Here is a 19748-nt window from a genome sequence, read left to right as displayed (position 1 = left end):
CCCCTGCGCGGGAACCGGGTGCGCGCGGAGCCCCGGACGTGTATGCGCGTCCAGTGCTCGCTAGCGTGTCAGGGTGACCGCTCCCGCCGCCTCCGTCGACCAGTCGACCTACCAGATCCGCTTCGAGTGGGGCGCCCGCGCCCTCCGCGTGCTCGCCCCCGCCCATGTCACGGTGCTCGTCGACGCTCTGCCCGGAGGCGAGGGCCCGGACCTCGGGGGAGTGGAGGGCCGCGTCGTCCGCGCGGGCCTGGCCGACCGCTCGGCCGTCGCCCGCTGGATCCTGGAGCGGCAGCACGAGAACGGCGGGCGCACCAGCGTCAACGTGATCGCCCTCGGCGACGTCGACGACAGCGGAGCGGCGCGGTTCGCGATGGAGGACCAGCTGGCCGCCGGCGCCGTGGTCGACGCGCTGATCGGGCTGGGCATCGACCACGTCTCGCCCGAGGCCGCGGTGGCCTGCGCGTCCTACGAGGGCCTGCGCCGGGCGTGCGCGCACCTGCTCACCGCGTCCGAGTCCGGCCGCCTGCTCGCCGCCGAGGGGCGGGCGGACGAGGTCCGCTCCGCCGCCCGGGTCGACACCGTCGACGAGGTGGCCGTGCTCCGCTGACCCGCCGCCCCGGCGGGCGCGGCCGTCGAGCGGTGCAGGGCGTCCGCGGAGCGCACAAGCCCCTGCGGATCCGAGCCGCCGCCTCGACCACTCGCCGCCCCCGGCGTAGCGTTCGGCGGAGGCGGTTCCTCCGCCCCCGCCCCGACCGAAAGCTGGCCCGCATGAAAGCCGTCCTCAACGACGTCGTCCTCGCCGACGCCCCCGACTCCGACCTGATCTCGATCGAGGGCAACTGGTACTTCCCGCCGTCGAGCATCGCCGAGGGCGTGCTCGTCGAGAGCCCCACTCCCTACACCTGCCCGTGGAAGGGCGAGTGCCAGTACTTCTCGGTGCAGACCGGCGACGGCCTGCAGAAGGACAAGGCCTGGTCGTACCCGCACCCCTACCCGACGGCGTTCGACCGCGTCGGAAAGGACTTCTCGGGCTACGTCGCCTTCGACCGCTCGGTCCGCGTCTCCGACTGACCCGTCCCGCCGCGGCGCCTCTCCCGGTGCCGCGGCGGTCCGTCAGACGCGCGGGGCCGCCGCGCGCGCCCGGTAGGCGCGGACCTTCGACCGGTTCCCGCAGCGCTGCATCGAGCACCAGCGGCGCGAGCCGGCGCGGGACGTGTCGAGGTAGAGCATCCGGCACTCCGGATCCGCGCAGCGCCGCAGCCGTCCGGCCACGGCCGGACCCAGCAGCCCCACGGCCTCGCGGGCGATCGACGCGAGCGCCTGCCGGCCCGCCGCGTGCAGCCGTCCGGCCTGCCGCGATCCGCCGCTCAGCACCGGCGGGATGTCGGGCATCGCCGCGACCAGGTTGACCACGTCGACGTCGCGCGGGTCGAGCGGGGTGCCGGCCTCGGCGGCGACGGCCAGGCGCGCGATCGCGCCCCGGAGCATCAGGGCGTCGTCCAGGCGCGCGTCCCGGCTCTCGGGGCCGACCGCCTCGAAGCGCTCGGCGAGCCAGGCGGCCAGAGCGGCGTCGGAGTCGAGGTGCTCGGCCGCTCCTGGAGGCAGCGCTCCGGTCGTGGCGAAGTCGAGTGCGAGGCTGCCGGAGTCGAACCACCAGCGCCGGCCGTCGGCCTCGAGGAGCCACTGGCCGGTGACCGGCGTGCGCCCGCCGTGCGGAGCCTCGTCCGGGCTCACGGCGCCGGAACCGGTCGGCGCCGCCACTGGATCGCGTTCGCGGGCTCGAACCGGCGCGCGCAGCGGCCGCAGGCGAGGGGCCGGGTGGGCCGGCGGTGGCGGTAGAAGAGGTGGCCGCCCGGGCAGGTGCCGATCCACGGCGCGAGTTCGTCCGCGGTCGGGTTGCTGTGGGTGCGCGATCCCGTGTAGCCGAGCCGGGCCGCGATCCGCCGCCACTGCGCTCCGTGCCCGGCGTCGGGCCCGGCGAGCGCGTGCGCGACCTCGTGCAGGAGGGTCTGCCGCACCTCCTCGTCGCTCCAGCGGGCGGCGAGGTGGCGCGAGACCGTGATCCGGCGGCGCGTCCAGTGGCAGGCGCCGCCGCGGGTGCGCGCGTGGTCGAGCGCGAAGGTCCAGGAGGGGTCGAGGTGCTCCTCGATCAGCGCGTCGGCCCAGCGGGCCACGTCGTCGAGGTCGGCCACCTGTGGCGCTGCCTAGGACTCGTCGCCGTCAGCGCGGCGGCGGCCGCGGGCGGTGCCGTCGGTGCGGGGTCCGCGGTCGGTCTCGTCCTGGAACTCGGAGGCGGCGGCGTAGCCCAGGCGCGCGACCTCGAGCTCCTCCTCGGGGACACCGACGCGCTCGCCGAGGGCGGTCGCGGCGTCGAAGTCGCGCATCGCCCGGCCGTACTCGCCGAGCTCGAAGAAGGTGAGGCCGCGGTGCTTGAGCGCGAAGGAGTGCTCGAGGTGCCACTCGTGGGTGCGCGCCTCCTCGACGCAGAGCGCGAGCTCCGAGAGGGCCTCGTCGGTGCGGCCCCGGAGCTGCATGAGGCGGGCGCGGCGGACGCGGGCGGTGAGCAGCTCGGCGCGGTCGCCGGAGAAGCGGGTGCGGCGGACGGCCTCGTTCGCGAGGTCCCACGCCTCGTCGACGCGCCCGAGCAGGCGCAGCAGCTCCGCCTTCTCGGTGAGCGCGGCGAGGCTGCGCAGGGCGCCGATCTCCTCCAGGCGCTCCTGGGCGGCGTCGACGTCGATCTCCTCGTGGAGGGTCGCGGGGTCGTGGCGGATGATGATGCTCAGGGCGATGCTTCCTCGTGGAGTGCGGTTCCGGATCGTCGCGCGCGGCGGACGAGAGGACGGTCGGGGTCGCTGACCCCCGGCGTCGAGTGTACCGGCGGGTCCGCGGGCGGCGCCCCGACGCGCGGCCCGGGTCAGCCCCGCCGCACCTGGAAGATGCTCCGGGCCGGCAGCGGCGACGGGGTGGCGGTCTCGTCCGTGACGACGAGGGCGCCGGCGATGAAGTTCTCGAGCTCCCGCCCCTGCACGAGCTTGGCGGGGGCGGGGTCGGAGGCGAGGCGCCGCGGCAGGCCGTCGACCGGCAGCGGGTCGGCGGAGGCGAGCATCACCACGTTCCCGAAGCGCTTGGCCTTGAGCATCTGGGTGTCGGTCATGATCGCGGTGTGCGCGAAGACGGAGGCGAGCGTCGCGGCCTGGGCGCGGGCGAAGGCGAGCGCGCCGCCGTCGGCCACGTTCACCGCGACGAGGCCGCCGGGGGCGAGCAGCGGCGCGATCGCCCCGTAGAACTCGGCGCTGGTCACGTGCTCGGGCGTGCGCGCGCCCGAGAAGATGTCGACGACGACCGCGTCGACCGTGCCGCGCAGCCCGGGCGGCAGCTTGCCGAGCACCTCGCGGGCGTCGCCCTGGCGGATGCGGATCTGCGCCCCGCGGGGGAGCGGGAGCGCCTCGCGCACCAGCTCGACCAGGGCGCCCTCGATCTCGACGACCTGCTGGCGCGAGCCCGGCCGGGTCGCGGCCACGTAGCGGGGGAGGGTCAGCGCTCCGGCTCCCAGGTGCAGCGCTGTGACGCTCTCGCCCTCGGGCGCGACGAGGTCGATCGCGTGGCCGATCCGGCGGACGTACTCGAAGGAGAGGTGCGTGGGATCCGCGAGGTCGACGTGCGACTGCGGAGTGCCGTCGACGACCAGGGTCGCCGCCTCCGGCGCGTGGCGGTCGGGCTCGATCTGCGCGGTGTACCCGCTGGCGAGCACGGCTCGGGGGTGCTCGGAGTCGTCTCCGCGTCGGCGGCCGGTGCGTTCCTGCATCCGACCAGTCTGCCGCGGCGGCGGGACGGCGGGGCTCTGCACCCGGCCCGCTCCGGTCGATCCGGGAGGCCGTGGCCTCGTATACCGGACCCCGCGGGGCGGCGCAAGCATCCGCACTTGCGCGGCGTGGCGCGATGCGGCTATAGTCGTACTTTGCGCTCCCGAGTACCCATGCCCTCATATCGCGGTCGGCAGGTCACCGGAACCCGGCATCAGATGGTGGATGCCGTCGCCACACTCTAGCCCCGCCCCCAAGACCGAGTCTCCTCGGTCCGCACGGCGTGCGGGCAGGGTGACGGCCCGTCCGGCGGGAGCCCACTCCACACATCCCACAGATTGAGACCCGCGAGGGTCTACGGAGGTTCCTTCCTTGGCTGCTGCGTCCACCGCGACCACCACCTCACCCAAGAACGGACGCGGAGCTTCGCGTCTCTCGTTCGCCAAGATCAGCGACACCCTGACCGTTCCGGATCTGCTCGCGCTGCAGACCGAGAGCTTCGACTGGCTCGTCGGCTCGGAGGCGTGGAAGACCCGCGTCGCCGAGGCGAAGGCCGCCGGCCGGGAGGACCTCCCCGCCAACTCCGGCCTCGACGAGATCTTCGAGGAGATCTCCCCGATCGAGGACCTCAGCGAGACGATGCAGCTGAGCTTCACGAACCCGTACCTCGAGCCCGAGAAGTACACGATCGAGGAGTGCAAGGAGCGCGGCAAGACCTACGCCGCTCCGCTGTACGTCGAGGCCGAGTTCATGAACCACCTCACGGGCGAGATCAAGACCCAGACGGTCTTCATGGGCGACTTCCCGCTGATGACCGAGAAGGGCACGTTCATCATCAACGGCACCGAGCGTGTCGTCGTGTCCCAGCTCGTGCGCAGCCCCGGCGTCTACTTCGAGCGCCAGCAGGAGAAGACGTCCGACAAGGACATCTACTCCGCCCGCGTCATCCCGAGCCGCGGAGCCTGGCTCGAGTTCGAGATCGACAAGCGCGACCAGGTCGGCGTGCGCATCGACCGCAAGCGCAAGCAGTCGGTCACCGTGTTCCTCAAGGCCCTCGGCCTGACGAGCGAGGAGATCCTCGAGCAGTTCGCCGGCTACGAGTCGATCGAGCTGACCCTCGAGAAGGACAACATCCTCACCAAGGAGGACGCTCTCCGCGACATCTACCGCAAGCTCCGTCCGGGCGAGCAGGTCGCCGCCGAGGCCGCCCGCGCGCTGCTGGACAACTTCTACTTCAACTCCAAGCGCTACGACCTCGCGAAGGTCGGCCGCTACAAGATCAACCGCAAGCTCGGCATCGACAAGGCGCTGTCCGACTCGGTGCTCACGGTCGAGGACATCATCGCGACCATCAAGTACCTGGTCGCCCTGCACGACGGCCGCACCGCCCTCCCCGGCGTGCGCGACGGCGAGCCGGTCGAGCTGCGTCTCGACGTCGACGACATCGACCACTTCGGCAACCGCCGCATCCGCGCGGTCGGCGAGCTGATCCAGAACCAGGTCCGCACCGGACTGTCCCGCATGGAGCGCGTCGTCCGCGAGCGCATGACCACGCAGGACATCGAGGCGATCACCCCGCAGACCCTGATCAACGTGCGCCCCGTCGTCGCCGCGATCAAGGAGTTCTTCGGGACCAGCCAGCTGTCGCAGTTCATGGACCAGAACAACCCGCTCGCAGGTCTGACCCACAAGCGCCGCCTGTCGGCGCTGGGCCCCGGCGGACTCTCCCGTGAGCGCGCCGGCGTCGAGGTCCGCGACGTCCACCCCTCGCACTACGGCCGCATGTGCCCGATCGAGACCCCGGAAGGCCCGAACATCGGCCTGATCGGATCGCTCGCGTCCTTCGCGCGCATCAACTCGTTCGGCTTCATCGAGACCCCGTACCGCAAGGTCGTCGACGGCACCGTCACGTCGCAGATCGACTACCTCACCGCGTCCGAGGAGGACGAGTACCTGGTCGCCCAGGCGAACGCCCCCCTCACGAAGGACTTCCGCTTCGCGGAGGGCAAGGTCCTGGTCCGCCCCAAGGGCGGAGAGGTCGAGCTCGTCGACGCCGAGCGCGTCCACTACATGGACGTCTCGCCGCGCCAGATGGTCTCGGTCGCGACCTCGCTGATCCCGTTCCTCGAGCACGACGACGCGAACCGCGCGCTCATGGGCGCGAACATGCAGCGTCAGGCCGTCCCGCTGCTGCGCAGCGAGTCGCCCGTCGTCGGAACCGGCATGGAGGGCTTCGCGGCCATCGACGCCGGCGACGTCATCACCGCAGACAAGGCCGGTGTCGTCCAGGAGGTCTCCGCCGACTCCGTCACCGTCCAGCTGGACGAGGGCGGCACGCAGACCTACTTCCTCCGCAAGTTCGACCGCTCCAACCAGGGCACCTCGTACAACAACCGCGTGGTCGTCTCGGCCGGCGAGCGCATCGAGGTCGGCGAGGTCGTCGCCGACGGCCCCGCCACCGAGAACGGCGAGCTCGCGCTGGGCAAGAACCTGCTCGTCGCGTTCATGCCGTGGGAGGGCCACAACTTCGAGGACGCGATCATCCTCAGCCAGAACCTGGTGAAGGACGACGTCCTCTCCTCGATCCACATCGAGGAGTACGAGGTCGACGCCCGCGACACCAAGCTCGGCAAGGAGGAGATCACCCGCGACCTCCCCAACGTCAGCCCGGAGCTCCTGGCCGACCTGGACGAGCGCGGCATCATCCGCATCGGCGCCGAGGTCCGCCCCGGCGACATCCTCGTCGGCAAGGTCACGCCCAAGGGCGAGACCGAGCTCTCGGCCGAGGAGCGCCTGCTCCGCGCGATCTTCAACGAGAAGAGCCGCGAGGTCCGCGACACGTCGCTGAAGGTGCCCCACGGCGAGCAGGGCACGATCATCGGCGTCAAGGTGTTCGACGCGCAGGACGGCGACGACGAGCTCGGCTCGGGCGTCAACCAGCGCGTGGTCGTCTACATCGCTCAGAAGCGCAAGATCACCGAGGGCGACAAGCTCGCCGGCCGCCACGGCAACAAGGGCGTCATCTCGAAGATCCTGCCGGTCGAGGACATGCCGTTCCTCGCCGACGGCACCCCGGTCGACATCGTCCTCAACCCGCTCGGCGTCCCCGGCCGCATGAACTTCGGCCAGGTCCTCGAGATCCACCTCGGGTGGATCGCGAAGCAGGGCTGGAAGGTCGAGGGCCAGCCGGAGTGGGCCGCGCGCCTGCCCGAGCACGCCCGCGAGGCGGCGCCCGGCACCAAGGTCGCGACCCCCGTCTTCGACGGCGCGGCGGAGGAGGAGCTCGCAGGGCTCCTCGACTCCACCACCCCGACCCGCGACGGAGAGCGCCTGATCGGCTCGTCCGGCAAGACGCAGCTGTTCGACGGCCGCTCCGGGGAGCCCTTCCCGGACCCGGTCTCGGTCGGCTACATGTACATCCTGAAGCTGCACCACCTCGTCGACGACAAGATCCACGCGCGCTCGACGGGCCCGTACTCGATGATCACCCAGCAGCCGCTCGGTGGTAAGGCGCAGTTCGGCGGACAGCGCTTCGGCGAGATGGAGGTGTGGGCCCTCGAGGCCTACGGAGCCGCGTACGCCCTCCAGGAGCTCCTCACCATCAAGTCGGACGACATCCTCGGCCGCGTGAAGGTGTACGAGGCCATCGTCAAGGGCGAGAACATCCAGGAGCCCGGCATCCCGGAGTCCTTCAAGGTCCTCATCAAGGAGATGCAGTCCCTGTGCCTGAACGTCGAGGTCCTCTCGGCCGACGGCACCGCGGTCAGCCTGCGCGACACCGATGACGAGGTCTACCGCGCCGCGGAAGAGCTCGGCATCAACATCTCCTCCCGGTTCGAGTCGTCCTCCGTCGACGACATCTGATCCGCGCCAGCATCTGACGACCTCCCGTCTCTGACGAGACACCCTGTTTTCCGACAAGGAGAAAACATTGCTCGACGTAACCACTTTCGATGAGCTGCGCATCGGCCTCGCGACGGCCGATGACATCCGTCGCTGGTCGCACGGTGAAGTGAAGAAGCCCGAGACCATCAACTACCGCACCCTCAAGCCCGAGAAGGACGGCCTGTTCGGCGAGCAGATCTTCGGACCCTCTCGCGACTGGGAGTGCTCCTGCGGCAAGTACAAGCGAGTCCGCTTCAAGGGCATCGTCTGCGAGCGCTGCGGCGTCGAGGTCACCAAGTCCTCGGTCCGCCGCGAGCGGATGGGCCACATCGAGCTCGCCGCCCCCGTCACCCACATCTGGTACTTCAAGGGCGTCCCCTCGCGCCTCGGATACCTGCTGGACATGGCGCCGAAGGACCTCGAGAAGGTCATCTACTTCGCGGCGTACATGATCATCGATGTGGACGACGACGGCCGTCACGCCGACATGCCCGGCCTCGAGAACGAGCTCCGGCTCGAGATCAAGACCCTCTCGGACCAGCGCGACTCCCGCATCGCCGACCGCCTGGCGCGCCTGGAGACGGACCTCGCCGCCCTGGAGGCGGAGGGCGCCAAGAGCGACCAGAAGCGCCGCACCAAGGACGGCGCCGAGAAGGAGATGGGCCAGATCCGCAAGTCCTTCGACGAGGACATCGCGCGGCTCGAGAGCGTGTGGGAGCAGTTCCGCACCCTCAAGGTCGGCGACCTCAAGCCCGAGGACGCGGTCTTCAACGAGCTCGTCGACCGCTACGGCGTGTACTTCGAGGCCTACATGGGAGCCGAGGCGATCAAGAAGCGCCTCGAGCAGTTCGACCTCCAGGCCGAGGCCGAGACTCTGCACCTGCAGATCGCCGAGGGCAAGGGTCAGAAGAAGATCCGCGCCATCAAGCGCCTGCGCGTCGTCAACTCGTTCCTCGCCACCGGCAACTCGCCGGCCGCGATGGTCCTCGACGTCGTCCCGGTCATCCCGCCGGAGCTGCGCCCGATGGTGCAGCTCGACGGAGGCCGGTTCGCGACCAGCGACCTGAACGACCTCTACCGTCGCGTGATCAACCGCAACAACCGTCTCCGCCGCCTGCTCGACCTCGGTGCTCCCGAGATCATCGTGAACAACGAGAAGCGCATGCTCCAGGAGGCGGTCGACGCCCTCTTCGACAACGGCCGCCGCGGCCGCCCCGTCACCGGAACCGGCAACCGCGCCCTGAAGTCCCTGAGCGACATGCTCAAGGGAAAGCAGGGTCGCTTCCGCCAGAATCTGCTGGGCAAGCGCGTCGACTACTCGGGCCGCTCGGTCATCATCGTCGGCCCGCAGCTCAAGCTGCACCAGTGCGGTCTGCCCAAGCAGATGGCGCTGGAGCTGTTCAAGCCGTTCGTGATCAAGCGCCTGATCGACCTGTCGCACGCACAGAACATCAAGGCCGCCAAGCGCATGGTGGAGCGCTCGCGCCCGCAGGTGTGGGACGTGCTCGAGGAGATCATCCGCGAGCGCCCCGTCCTGCTGAACCGCGCGCCCACGCTGCACCGACTCGGCATCCAGGCCTTCGAGCCCCAGCTGGTCGAGGGCAAGGCGATCCAGCTGCACCCGCTCGTCTGCGCCGCGTTCAACGCGGACTTCGACGGCGACCAGATGGCCGTCCACCTGCCGCTGTCCGTCGAGGCCCAGGCCGAGGCGCGCATCCTGATGCTCGCGTCGAACAACATCCTCAAGCCCTCGGACGGCCGTCCGGTCACCCTGCCCACGCAGGACATGATCATCGGCCTCCACCACCTGACGACGATCCGCGAGGGCGCCGCCGGCGAGGGCCGCGCGTTCTCCTCCGTCTCGGAGGCGATCCTCGCGAAGGACCAGGGCTCGCTGCACCTGAACTCGAAGGTCAGGATCCGCATGTCGGACGTGTACTTCGCGCAGGGTCAGGCCCCCGAGGGCGTCGAGATCGACGAGAACGGCAAGGTCACCGCGCCGGTCCTCCTCGAGACCACGCTCGGCCGCGCCCTCTTCAACGAGGCGCTGCCGGTCGACTACCCCTACTTCGAGCAGGTCGCCGACAAGACGACCATCTCCGGGATCGTCAACGACCTCGCGGAGCGCTACCCGAAGGTGGAGGTCGCCGCCTCCCTCGACCGGATCAAGGACGCCGGCTTCTACTGGGCCACCCGCTCGGGTGTCACGGTGGCGCTGTCCGACATCCTCACGCCTCCGTCGAAGCCCGAGATCATCGCGGGCTACGAGAAGAAGGCCGCGAAGGTCGAGTCCGAGTACGACAAGGGTCTGACCACTCAGGCCGAGCGCCGCCAGGAGCTCGTGAAGATCTGGACCGAGGCGACCGACGAGGTCGCCAAGGCCATGCGCGCGAACTTCCCGACGGACAACACCATCAACCGCATGGTCACCTCCGGTGCCCGCGGAAACTGGCTGCAGGTGCGCAACATCGCCGGCATGCGAGGCCTGGTGAACAACCCGAAGGGCGAGATCATCGCCCGACCGATCATCTCCTCGTACCGCGAGGGCCTGTCGGTCGCCGAGTACTTCATCGCCACGCACGGTGCCCGCAAGGGTCTGGCCGACACCGCGCTCCGCACCGCGGACTCGGGCTACCTGACGCGTCGACTCGTCGACGTCTCGCAGGACGTCATCATCCGCGAGGACGACTGCGGCACCTCGAAGGGCCTCGACCTGCCGATCATGCTCCAGGACGCCACCGGCGCCTGGATCAAGGACTCGAACGTCGAGAACTCCGTCTACGCCCGTTCGCTCGCCACCCCGGCGTCGAACGAGGCCGGCGAGCTCGTCGCCGAGGCCGGCGAGGACGTGGGCGACGTGCTCATCGAGAAGCTGGTCGGAGCGGGCGTGCGCCACATCAAGGTGCGCTCCGTCCTGACCTGCGAGTCCGCCGTCGGCGTCTGCGCGGCCTGCTACGGCCGCTCGCTCGCCACCGGCAAGCTCGTCGACATCGGAGAGGCCGTCGGCATCATCGCGGCCCAGTCGATCGGCGAGCCCGGCACGCAGCTCACGATGCGCACCTTCCACACCGGTGGATCGGCCTCGGCCGACGACATCACGCAGGGTCTTCCCCGCGTGCAGGAGCTCTTCGAGGCCCGCACCCCCAAGGGCGCGTCGCCGATCGCGGAGGCCGCCGGCCGGATCACCATCGAGGACACCGACCGTGCCCGCCGCGTCATCCTCCAGCCGGACAACGGCGACGAGGCGGTCATCTACCCGGTGCTCAAGCGCTCGCAGCTCCTCATCGAGGACGGCCAGCACGTCGAGCTCGGGCAGCAGCTGCACGTCGGAACGGTCGACCCCAAGGAGGTCCTGCGCGTGCTGGGCGTCCGCGAGGTCCAGAAGCACCTGGTGGGCGGCGTCCAGGGCGTCTACCGCTCGCAGGGTGTGCCGATCCACGACAAGCACATCGAGGTCATCGTGCGTCAGATGCTCCGCAAGGTCACCGTGGTCGACCACGGGGACACGGAGCTGCTGCCGGGCGAGCTCGTCGACCGCTCGCGCTACAGCGAGGTCAACCGTGCGGCTCTGACCGAGGGCAAGCGGACCGCGTCCGCCCGCCAGGAGGTCATGGGCATCACCAAGGCCTCGCTCGCGACCGAGTCGTGGCTGTCGGCCGCGTCCTTCCAGGAGACCACCCGCGTCCTGACGCAGGCGGCCATGGAGGGCAAGCGCGACCCGCTGGTGGGCCTGAAGGAGAACGTGATCATCGGAAAGCTGATCCCGGCGGGAACCGGTCTGCCCAAGTACCGGAACGTGTCGGTCGAGGCGACCGAGGAGGCGAAGGCCGAGCGGTACCCCAACCGCATCTTCGCCGACGACGCCGCGTTCAGCGACGCCGACCTCTCGTTCGTCGACTTCGACTCGTTCTCGAGCGACGGCTACGAGCCGGGCAACTACAGCTGATCCAGGTGAGCTGAACGATCGAAGGCCCCGTCGGGACACCGGCGGGGCCTTCGTCGTCTCCGGACCCGCGGTCACCCGCACGGGGGGCCGCCCGTTCGCGACGAGAGGCCTTCCTCCCGGGGGCGGGGTGATTGACTCGACGGGTGCTCGTCGGGTCGAGCCTGTACCCGTTCCCCCGTCCTGGTCGCGGCATGTGAGGAAACGCACGGATGAGACTCGTGGTCGTCGTGCTGGCCGCACTGCTCGTGGTGGTCGGTGCCGTCGTCGTGCCCGCGGGGCGTGCCGAGGCGGCGGAGGCGGTCGCTCCGTCATCCTGCGGCGTCGCGGAGCTGGCTCCCGTGCTGACGGGGGACGACGTCCGGCCGCGCTCCGCCGCCGCCCTGGTGCCCATCGTGCTGCTGCACGGCTGGCTGGGCACGGCGACCCACGACGCCGACCGCACGGGGGCCTTCTCCCACCTCGTCGACATGGTCTCGTCCGAATCGGCGACCGCTCCGCTCGACGCTCCGGAGCCGTCCCTCGTGGGCCGGCTGCAGCAGATCGACGGCGCCGCGGTCTACACCTTCGACTACCGCCGGCTCGCCGCCCGCTGGGTCACCGACCCGGGGATCAGCGACGCGCTCGCCTCCTCGATCGCGTGCCTCGTCTCCGCGACCGGCCACCGCGCCGTCGTCGTCGCACACTCGATGGGAGGGCTCGCCGCCCGCCAGGCGCTGAGCGGCTCGGTCGACGGGACCGCCGTCTCGTCGATGGTCTCGTCCGTCCTCACCTTCGGCACCCCGAACACGGGATCGGACGTCGCGGAGCGCCTCGGACGGATGGTCGACGACTCCGGTCAGGTCAGCCCCGCGGTGATCGCGGGACTGGACCCGCAGAGCCGGCTGAGCGTCTCGGCGATGCTCGCCTCCTGCGGGGACGCCGTCTCGGAGGACGCCGAGCACGCGGGGGAGTGCACGGGGGTGCCGATGATCGACGCCCTCGCCTCGGCGGCGGGCAAGGGCCTGCGGACGGGATCGACCGAGCTCGGCTCGCTGCCGCCCTGGCCCGCCGGCGTGCACGTGACGGCGCTGGTGGGCGACATCAAGGTGACCGCTGCGGTGGCGCTCGGCGTGGCCAGCGCCCCGGTCGACCTCGGCGACATCATGGTCGCGACCGGATCGGCGACGGCCGGAGTCGACGACTACGTGGTCTCGACCTGCCGCTACACCTACCTCGCCGCGGCGGACGTGCCCTCCCTGGTCGCGGAGCTGTCGCCCTTCGCGCGGCTCGGCGACGCCCTGCGCTTCGCGAAGCTCGTGGTCGACGTCGATGCGAGCCCGTGCCACCACGCGCGGCTGACCAGGAACGTCGACCTCGTCGAGCACGCCACCGGCGTCGTGTCGGACGTCGTCGCGGGCGAGATGTCCGCTCCGCACGCCTCCCGGGCCGAGACCGCGGCGAGGGCGCTCCCGGCGGCGGAGGAGTCCCGGAGGCGGTCCTCCTGACCGGCCGGCGGACTCTCCCGAAGCGACATCATGTCGCGTCGGTTGACGGACGTCTGTTGGGCAGCATACGGTCGGATCGGCCCATGGGGAGGCCGCCTGGGGGACAGGCAGCGCGGCCCGCGCGGCACCCGAGCCGCATGCGCGGGCCGCGCCCGTCTCCGATCTCCTCTCATCTTCCGCGCTCCGTCCGGGTACGCTCTCCTGAACAGCAGATGTCGGAGAGTCCTCCGTGCATCCCGGCGCGGAGGCCTGATGAGCGACGACCCCCTCGAAGCGGAGGAGCCGGCCCGTCCTGCGCGCCTGACCCGCGAGCAGGTCCGCACTCGCCTGCTGGACGCCGCTCTCGCGGTCGTCCGCGCCGAGGGCCTGCGCGTCGGAGTCGCCCATCTGCCCCTCGAGGACGTGATCCGCTCGGCGGGCGTGCCGCGCAGCACCGTGTACCGGATCTGGCCCACCCGCCAGTCGTTCTACGACGAGCTGATCGCCGCGATCCCGGAGCGGGTCCTCACCACCCGGCTCGACCAGCCGTCGCTGCGGGCAGGGAACTCCCACCTCCACCGCAGCCTCGACCCGGAGCCCACCGCGGCGCAGCGCCGCGAAGCCCTGGTCGCCTCCGTCCGGATCGCCGTCGACGCGAACGTCGACAACGTCTTCTCAGCGCAGCACTGGCGCAACTTCATCGCCCTCGCCGGCGCGGTCGACTCGCACGAGGAGCCGGCGCGGACCGCCATCAGCTCGGCTCTGCGTGCCCGCCAGCTGCACTTCATCGACAACATGGCGAAGTACTACGAGCACACCCTCGCCGAGGCGGGGCTCCGGCTGCGTCCGGGCCGCGGCTGGGCCGCTCTCGCCTCCGCCGTCTCGGCCCTGGTCGAGGGACTGTGCATCGCGCGCATCGCGGCCCCGGAGCTGGTGACCGGCCCGCTCGACCCGGCCGATCCCGACGGGCCGTCGCTGGCGGTCGTGTCGGTCCTGCTGCTGATCGACGGGTTCACCGAACCGGACGACTGATCCGGGCCGCGGGGTCCGGCCCGCGCCCCGCTCAGTCCTCCGCGACGGGCTCCAGCATCCCGTCGACGATCGAGCGGATCGTCCAGGCCGCCAGGGTCCACTCCACCGGCTCGCCGTCGAGGCCGGGGGCGGTCACGGGAGCATCGAGGTCGTCGTCGAGGAGACGGCCGCGGTGGGCGAGTCCGTCGATCACGATCGCCGTGAGGTGCGCGAGCTGGAGCGTCGTGAAGCCCGGGCGCATCGTGCCGCCGAAGACCTCCAGCGTCTCCTCGTAGTAGTCCCGCATCCGGCGCGTGAGCATGCCCTCGATCCGCTTCGCCGTGGCCCGCACGGCGTCGCGAGCAGGCCCCTCCTCCATCGAGAAGGTGCAGGCGAGCAGCGCGTTGTAGGACGACCAGTCGGCGGAGCGGCGGAGCGACTCGGCGTTCGCCCGTGCGCCGATGCGGATGGTCTCCCAGGCGACCCGGCGGCGGCCGGCGGCCGTGGAGAGGAGATCGGTGGAGCGCTCGTAGACCTCGCGCATCTCCTGCTGGGCCTCGGGGTCGGCGCCCTCCGCGTACCGGTCCCGCACGAAGACCTCGCCGACGAGGTCGGCCACGAACTCCTCGCGCGTGCTCCAGATGCGGTAGACGGAGCTGCGGGGCACGCCGGCCAGGCGGATGTACTCCTCCATCGGCAGGTGCGCGAAGCTGACCGTGAGGCCGTGGTTCGAGACGACATCGCGCGCCGTGGCGATCATGCGGCTGCGGACCTGCTCCGCGGGGATCCTCCGGGCCCGCCGGGAGCCCTCTGCGCTGTCGTCCATGGTGAGGGACATTAGCCGGAGACGGCGTCGCGGATGGTCCTCCACGCGCTCCGTGAGCCGATCCGGAGCGCTCTGGGGGCGTCCTCCCACTGAGACGGAATGTCCCGTCGCGTGCACGACGACGCCGCGGACCGCTACGGTGCAGCCGGGGCGGACCCGAACCTGCCCCTGCTAGGGGACCCCCGTGACCGGATTCGATCGGTTCACGCTGGCCGTCGTGGACGGACCAGCGATCGAGCGCGCCGCGCTCCAGGCGCTGCTGGCACAGCTGCTGCCGCAGTTCTCGCACGACGAGGAGGGCGTCGAGCGCATCGCGGTCCTCGACCTGGACGGCGTGCCCGGCGAGGAGGTGGCCGACACTCTCGAGCGCGCGGCGGCCCGGACCGTCGGCCTCGTCGTGCTCTCCTCCTCCGACTCCCTGGAGCCGGTGCGGGCGGTGCTGCGACGGGAGAGAGCCGCCTACGTCTGGAAGGGCGACGACCCCAGCGAGCTCGCCGCGGCGGTCGTCTCGGTCGCCTCCGGCCGCACCTGGATCTCGGACACGGCCCGCCACCGGCTCGTGCACGGGCGCGAGGAGCGCCGCCCGGTGCTGAGCCCGCAGGAGAGCCGCGTGATGCGCGCCTACGGAGCGGGTGCGGCGGTTCGCACCGTCGCGGTCGACCTCAGCGTCGCCGAGCACACCGTCCGCACCTACATCAAGCGGATCCGCGCCAAGTACCTCGAGACCGGCGTCACTCTCGACTCACGGGTCGACTTCTACCGCCACCTCGGCGACCACGACGTCGCCATCCGCCGCGGCGGAGACCGGGTGCGGGCCGGCGCGCAGCAGGCGTCCGGCGACGTGCTCGGCGAGCGCCGAGCCTGAGGCGAGCAGGATCGCGTTCCCGCCGGCGCGCCCCTCGATGAACGCGGTCGACCCGACCGCCGCGGTGACCGGGAGCAGCCCGCGGACGACCCCGCGCAGGCGGTCCAGCCTCCGGTGGTCGGCGTCGTCGGCGACGTTGACCGCGAGGAGCCCTCCGGCGCCGACCCGGGCGGCGAGCGGGGCGAGGACGGACGCGCGGTAGAACGCCTCGGGGATCTCGTCCCCGTCGTAGACGTCGAGCACGACGAGGTCGGCACTCCAGGGCGGCAGGGGACCAGCGGCGTCGGCCGTGAGACGCCGGACGCGCGCGCCGCGGGGGAGCGGGGCGTGCTCGAGCACGAACTCCACGAGTCCTGCCGCGCTCTCGACTGCGAGCTGCTGGGAGCCCGGCCGGGTCGCGGCGACGTACCGGGCCAGGGCCAGGGCGCCGGCCCCGAGGTGCAGGACGCGCAGCGGCTCGCCGGGAGGGGCGGCGGCGTCGACCACCGCGCCGAGGCGGGCGAGGTACTCGAGGTGCAGGGCGCGGGGATCGCGCGGATCGATCAGCGACTGCTCCGCGCCGTCGACAGTGAGCAGCAGCGCCTCCGGACGCACCGGATCGGGCCCCAGCACGGCCGTGCGGCCTCCCGGCAGCACGAGGGACGGAGGCATCCCGTCACGCTAGCGCTCCTCGCGCGATCCGCCCCGCCGCCGCTACGGTGACAGGCATGGCCGCCCTGATCCTGCTCGACGTCGACGGCGTCCTGAACCCCTCCGTCCGCAGCGATCGCGCCTCGGGCTCGCACCGCCTGGAGCTCGAGCCGGAGCGGGAGGCGCTCGTCGCCCGGCTGGCCGCGGTCGGCACGATCGTGTGGGCCACCACCTGGCCGCCGCGCCTGACGCGGGTCCTCGTCCAGGACCTCGGGCTGCCGGCCGGCACGGAGGCGATCGTCTTCGACGGCGGCCTCCCGCGCGACCCGCGCTTTCCGGGCCGGACGGGCAAGCTCCAGCCCGTCGCGGTGTGGCTCGAGGCGGCCGCCGAGCGCGGCGCGATCGACGCCGTGGTGTGGATCGACGACAACCTCCACGAGGACGCGTACGACTGGGCGAGCGAGCAGAGCACCCCCTTCCACCTGGTGCGCCCGGAGTCGGCGGAGGGCCTCACGAGCGACGAGGTCGCCGGTGCCGAGCGCTTCCTGGCCGGACTCCCGGCGTCACACGGCGACATGCGGGAATAGGGCCGCCCCCTCCACTGGTTATCGTCACTCCGGGCGGTTCCGCCGAGCAGCGGTCCGCCCCGGGACGACCCGTCCCCTCGTCGATCCCCGCGCCGCATCCGGCGCAGCGGGACCGCCACGACTCCGTGATGCACCGAAGGACAACACCGTGACCCTCTCCGCCCGCACCTCCCTGCGCGTCCTGCTCGGCACGACCGCCGCCGCCGCCGCCCTGGTCCTCGCCGGCTGCGCGCCCGCCTCGACCGACGACGTGGTCTCCGGCTCGAGCGGCGAGGGCACCGCCTCCGCGAGCTCCGGCCTGAGCCTGTCCGAGGTGAAGGACTCGGGGAAGCTCACCATCGGCACCGAGGGCACCTACCCGCCCTTCTCCTTCCACGCCGACGGCGGGACCGGAGCTCTCACCGGCTACGACGTCGACGTGATCACCGCCGTGGCCGAGAAGCTGGGTGTCGAGCCCGACTTCCAGGAGACGCAGTGGGACGCGATGTTCGCGGGCCTGGACGGAGCGCGCTTCGACGTGATCGCGAACCAGGTCTCGATCAACGACGAGCGCGAGGCGAAGTACGACTTCTCGGAGCCGTACTCGGTCAGCCCCGGCGTCGTGATCGTCCCCTCGAGCGACACCTCGATCACCGACCTCGCCGGCCTCTCCGGCAAGACCACCGCCCAGTCGCTCTCGAGCAACTGGTACACCGTCGCGCAGGAGAACGGCGCCGAGGTCGAGGGCGTCGAGGGCTGGGCCCAGGCCATCGCCCTCGTCGAGCAGGGCCGCGTCGACGCGACCGTGAACGACCGCCTCACCTGGCTCGACTGGTCCACGTCCTACCCCGACCAGGCCGCGGGCCTCAAGGTCGCCGTCACCACCGACGACACCTCCGAGAGCGCCTTCACCTTCCCGAAGGGCTCGGACGACCTCGTCGAGGCCGTCGACTCCGCCCTCGACGAGCTGCGCGAGGACGGCACCCTCGCCTCCATCTCCGAGCGCTACTTCGGAGCCGACGTCTCCCAGTAGCCCGGCCCCGAGACGGCTCCTCCCCCGCCGGGAGGGGCCGTCTCGCGCGTGAGAGGCACGGAGGCGGAGGCGCGGGGCAGCGGCTCACGCCGTGGGTCCGCCCGCAAGGGCGCCCGCCCGGGCGCGAAGCGTGCCAGCATTCCCCAGGAGGCGGACACGATCCGCTCCCGACGCCACCACCCGATCGAGCCGACCGCGGATCCTCCCGCGAAGGCGGGAGAACACAATGGACCTCGTCCTCCGGTCGTTCTGGCCGATCCTCTCCGGGGGCATCGTCGGGACGATCCCGCTCGCGCTGGCGAGCTTCGCCATCGGGCTCGTGCTCGCGCTGGCGGTCGCCCTCATGCGGCTCTCGCGGATGCGGATCCTCTCCTGGATCGCGCGGGCGTACATCTCCGTCATCCGGGGCACGCCGCTCCTGGTGCAGCTGTTCGTGATCTTCTACGGGCTCCCGAGCCTCGGACTGAAGATCGACCCCTGGCCCAGCGCCACCATCGCGTTCGCCCTCAACGTGGGCGGCTACGCGGCGGAGGTGATCCGCGCGGCGATCCTCAGCGTCCCGAAGGGGCAGTGGGAGGCCGCGCACACCATCGGGATGAGCCGCTCGCTCTCGCTGCGCCGCATCATCCTGCCGCAGGCCGCGCGGGTCTCCGTCCCGCCGCTGTCGAACACCTTCATCTCGCTGGTGAAGGACACCTCGCTGGCCTCCCTCATCCTGGTGACCGAGCTCTTCCGGCAGGCGCAGAAGATCGCCACCGCGTCGAGCGAGTTCATGCTCCTCTACCTCGAGGCCGCTCTGATCTACTGGCTCATCTGTCTGGTGCTCTCCAGCGGCCAGGGCCTGCTCGAGAAGCGATTGGACCGCTATGTCGCCCGCTGACACCCCGACCGACGCCCGGCCCGTGCTCACGGCTCGCGGCCTCCGCAAGTCGTTCGGCGGGGTGGAGGTGCTGCGCGGCATCGACCTGGAGGTCCGTCGCGGCGAGGTCGTCGCCCTGATCGGGCCGTCCGGCTCGGGCAAGACCACCGTCCTGCGCTCGCTGAACAGCCTCGAGGTGCCGGACGGCGGAGTGGTCGAGCTCGCCGACGGCAGCGTCCTCGACTTCGACCGCGGCGTCGGCCGGAAGGCGCTGACCGGGCTGCGCGACCACTCGGCGATGGTCTTCCAGCACTTCAACCTCTTCCCGCACCTGACGGTCCTCCAGAACGTGACGGAGGGGCCGCTGCGGGTGCAGCGCCGTCCCGCGTCCGAGGTGGTCCCGGAGGCGGAGCGCCTGCTCGAGCGCGTCGGCCTCGGCGGCCGGGGGAGCGCCTACCCCTTCGAGCTCTCCGGCGGTCAGCAGCAGCGCGTGGGCATCGTCCGGGCGCTCGCGCTGCGGCCCGATCTGCTCCTCTTCGACGAGCCCACCTCGGCGCTGGACCCGGAGCTGGTCGGCGACGTGCTCTCGCTGATGCGGGAGCTGGCGGGGGAGGGCTGGACCATGCTCGTCGTGACGCACGAGCTCGAGTTCGCCCGGCGCGTGGCGTCGGAGGTCGTCTTCATGGCCGACGGCGTGGTCGTCGAGCGGGGCGCCCCCGCGCAGATCCTCCGGGAGCCGCGCGAGCCGCGCACCCGGCAGTTCCTGCACCGCCTCCTCCACCCCCTCGAGTAGAGGGTCGGTGCTGTCCCCCGTCGACGGGGAGCCGCGCGGCGCCCCGGGCGCCGCGGAAGGCGTGCCTA

General features: G+C 71.7%; 16 protein-coding genes. 11 read left to right on the top strand and 5 right to left on the bottom strand.

What is annotated here, in order from left to right; all coding sequences use genetic code 11:
• Positions 1–73: 73 nt before the first annotated feature.
• Both GSU45_RS12790 and GSU45_RS12785 read left to right on the top strand, forming a co-directional pair.
• Positions 74–607 (top strand): 2-phosphosulfolactate phosphatase, encoded by a 534-nt coding sequence (locus GSU45_RS12790; protein ID WP_159915424.1) that lies wholly within the window; start codon positions 74–76, stop codon positions 605–607.
• 161 nt (positions 608–768) lie between these two features.
• Complete coding sequence (locus tag GSU45_RS12785) at positions 769–1071, top strand: DUF427 domain-containing protein (protein ID WP_104224584.1); 303 nt, start codon at positions 769–771, stop codon at positions 1069–1071.
• A 42-nt stretch (positions 1072–1113) separates the two neighbouring features.
• Here GSU45_RS12785 and GSU45_RS12780 read toward each other — a convergent pair whose 3' ends face one another.
• From GSU45_RS12780 to GSU45_RS12765, 4 genes are all read right to left on the bottom strand, one after another.
• Positions 1114–1734 carry a CGNR zinc finger domain-containing protein gene (locus tag GSU45_RS12780; protein ID WP_159915422.1) on the bottom strand — a complete coding sequence of 207 codons (621 nt, stop codon included), beginning with the start codon at positions 1732–1734 and terminating at the stop codon, positions 1114–1116.
• Positions 1731–2192, bottom strand: coding sequence for a SprT-like domain-containing protein (locus GSU45_RS12775; protein ID WP_159915420.1), 462 nt, complete (start codon positions 2190–2192; stop codon positions 1731–1733). Before GSU45_RS12775 ends, GSU45_RS12780 begins: the two co-directional genes overlap by 4 nt.
• Before the next feature lie 12 nt (positions 2193–2204).
• Positions 2205–2534 (bottom strand): hypothetical protein, encoded by a 330-nt coding sequence (locus GSU45_RS17140; protein ID WP_208543433.1) that lies wholly within the window; start codon positions 2532–2534, stop codon positions 2205–2207.
• A gap of 380 nt (positions 2535–2914) precedes the next feature.
• A complete protein-coding gene (locus GSU45_RS12765; protein WP_159915418.1) occupies positions 2915–3805 on the bottom strand; it encodes a fused MFS/spermidine synthase in 891 nt (296 codons plus the stop codon).
• Between the two features lie 370 nt (positions 3806–4175).
• Between GSU45_RS12765 and rpoB the strand changes: the two genes are divergently transcribed.
• The 4 genes from rpoB (at position 4176) to GSU45_RS12745 (ending at position 14129) form a co-directional block, all read left to right on the top strand.
• Positions 4176–7667, top strand: coding sequence for a DNA-directed RNA polymerase subunit beta (rpoB, locus tag GSU45_RS12760; protein WP_104224581.1), 3492 nt, complete (start codon positions 4176–4178; stop codon positions 7665–7667).
• A 67-nt stretch (positions 7668–7734) separates the two neighbouring features.
• Positions 7735–11634 carry a DNA-directed RNA polymerase subunit beta' gene (locus GSU45_RS12755; protein WP_159915416.1) on the top strand — a complete coding sequence of 1300 codons (3900 nt, stop codon included), beginning with the start codon at positions 7735–7737 and terminating at the stop codon, positions 11632–11634.
• 209 nt (positions 11635–11843) lie between these two features.
• Positions 11844–13118 (top strand): hypothetical protein, encoded by a 1275-nt coding sequence (locus GSU45_RS12750; protein ID WP_159915414.1) that lies wholly within the window; start codon positions 11844–11846, stop codon positions 13116–13118.
• A 252-nt stretch (positions 13119–13370) separates the two neighbouring features.
• A complete protein-coding gene (locus GSU45_RS12745) occupies positions 13371–14129 on the top strand; it encodes a TetR/AcrR family transcriptional regulator (protein WP_159915412.1) in 759 nt (252 codons plus the stop codon).
• A gap of 31 nt (positions 14130–14160) precedes the next feature.
• Here the strand turns inward: GSU45_RS12745 and GSU45_RS12740 are convergent, their stop codons facing one another.
• The gene (locus GSU45_RS12740; protein ID WP_159915410.1) at positions 14161–14934 is read right to left on the bottom strand and encodes a hypothetical protein; all 774 of its coding nucleotides are present in this window, start codon (positions 14932–14934) and stop codon (positions 14161–14163) included.
• Positions 14935–15118: 184 nt separating this feature from the next.
• Here GSU45_RS12740 and GSU45_RS12735 point away from each other — a divergent pair, with 184 nt between their 5' ends.
• The 5 genes from GSU45_RS12735 (at position 15119) to GSU45_RS12715 (ending at position 19680) form a co-directional block, all read left to right on the top strand.
• Positions 15119–15799 (top strand): LuxR C-terminal-related transcriptional regulator, encoded by a 681-nt coding sequence (locus tag GSU45_RS12735; protein ID WP_159915408.1) that lies wholly within the window; start codon positions 15119–15121, stop codon positions 15797–15799.
• Positions 15800–16506: 707 nt separating this feature from the next.
• Positions 16507–17016, top strand: coding sequence for an HAD domain-containing protein (locus GSU45_RS12730; RefSeq protein ID WP_159915406.1), 510 nt, complete (start codon positions 16507–16509; stop codon positions 17014–17016).
• A 250-nt stretch (positions 17017–17266) separates the two neighbouring features.
• Entirely contained in the window at positions 17267–18028 is a 762-nt protein-coding gene (locus tag GSU45_RS12725) for an amino acid ABC transporter substrate-binding protein (protein WP_244248303.1), read from the top strand.
• A gap of 226 nt (positions 18029–18254) precedes the next feature.
• Positions 18255–18908, top strand: coding sequence for an amino acid ABC transporter permease (locus GSU45_RS12720; protein ID WP_159915404.1), 654 nt, complete (start codon positions 18255–18257; stop codon positions 18906–18908).
• The gene (locus tag GSU45_RS12715; RefSeq protein ID WP_159915402.1) at positions 18895–19680 is read left to right on the top strand and encodes an amino acid ABC transporter ATP-binding protein; all 786 of its coding nucleotides are present in this window, start codon (positions 18895–18897) and stop codon (positions 19678–19680) included. Before GSU45_RS12720 ends, GSU45_RS12715 begins: the two co-directional genes overlap by 14 nt.
• Positions 19681–19748: the final 68 nt, after the last annotated feature.

The organism is Rathayibacter sp. VKM Ac-2801, from assembly GCF_009834245.1.
In the GTDB taxonomy this organism is placed as follows: Bacteria; Actinomycetota; Actinomycetes; order Actinomycetales; family Microbacteriaceae; genus Rathayibacter.
The sequence above is the reverse complement of the archived record's forward strand: the minus strand, read 5'-3'. Positions and strand labels throughout refer to the sequence as shown.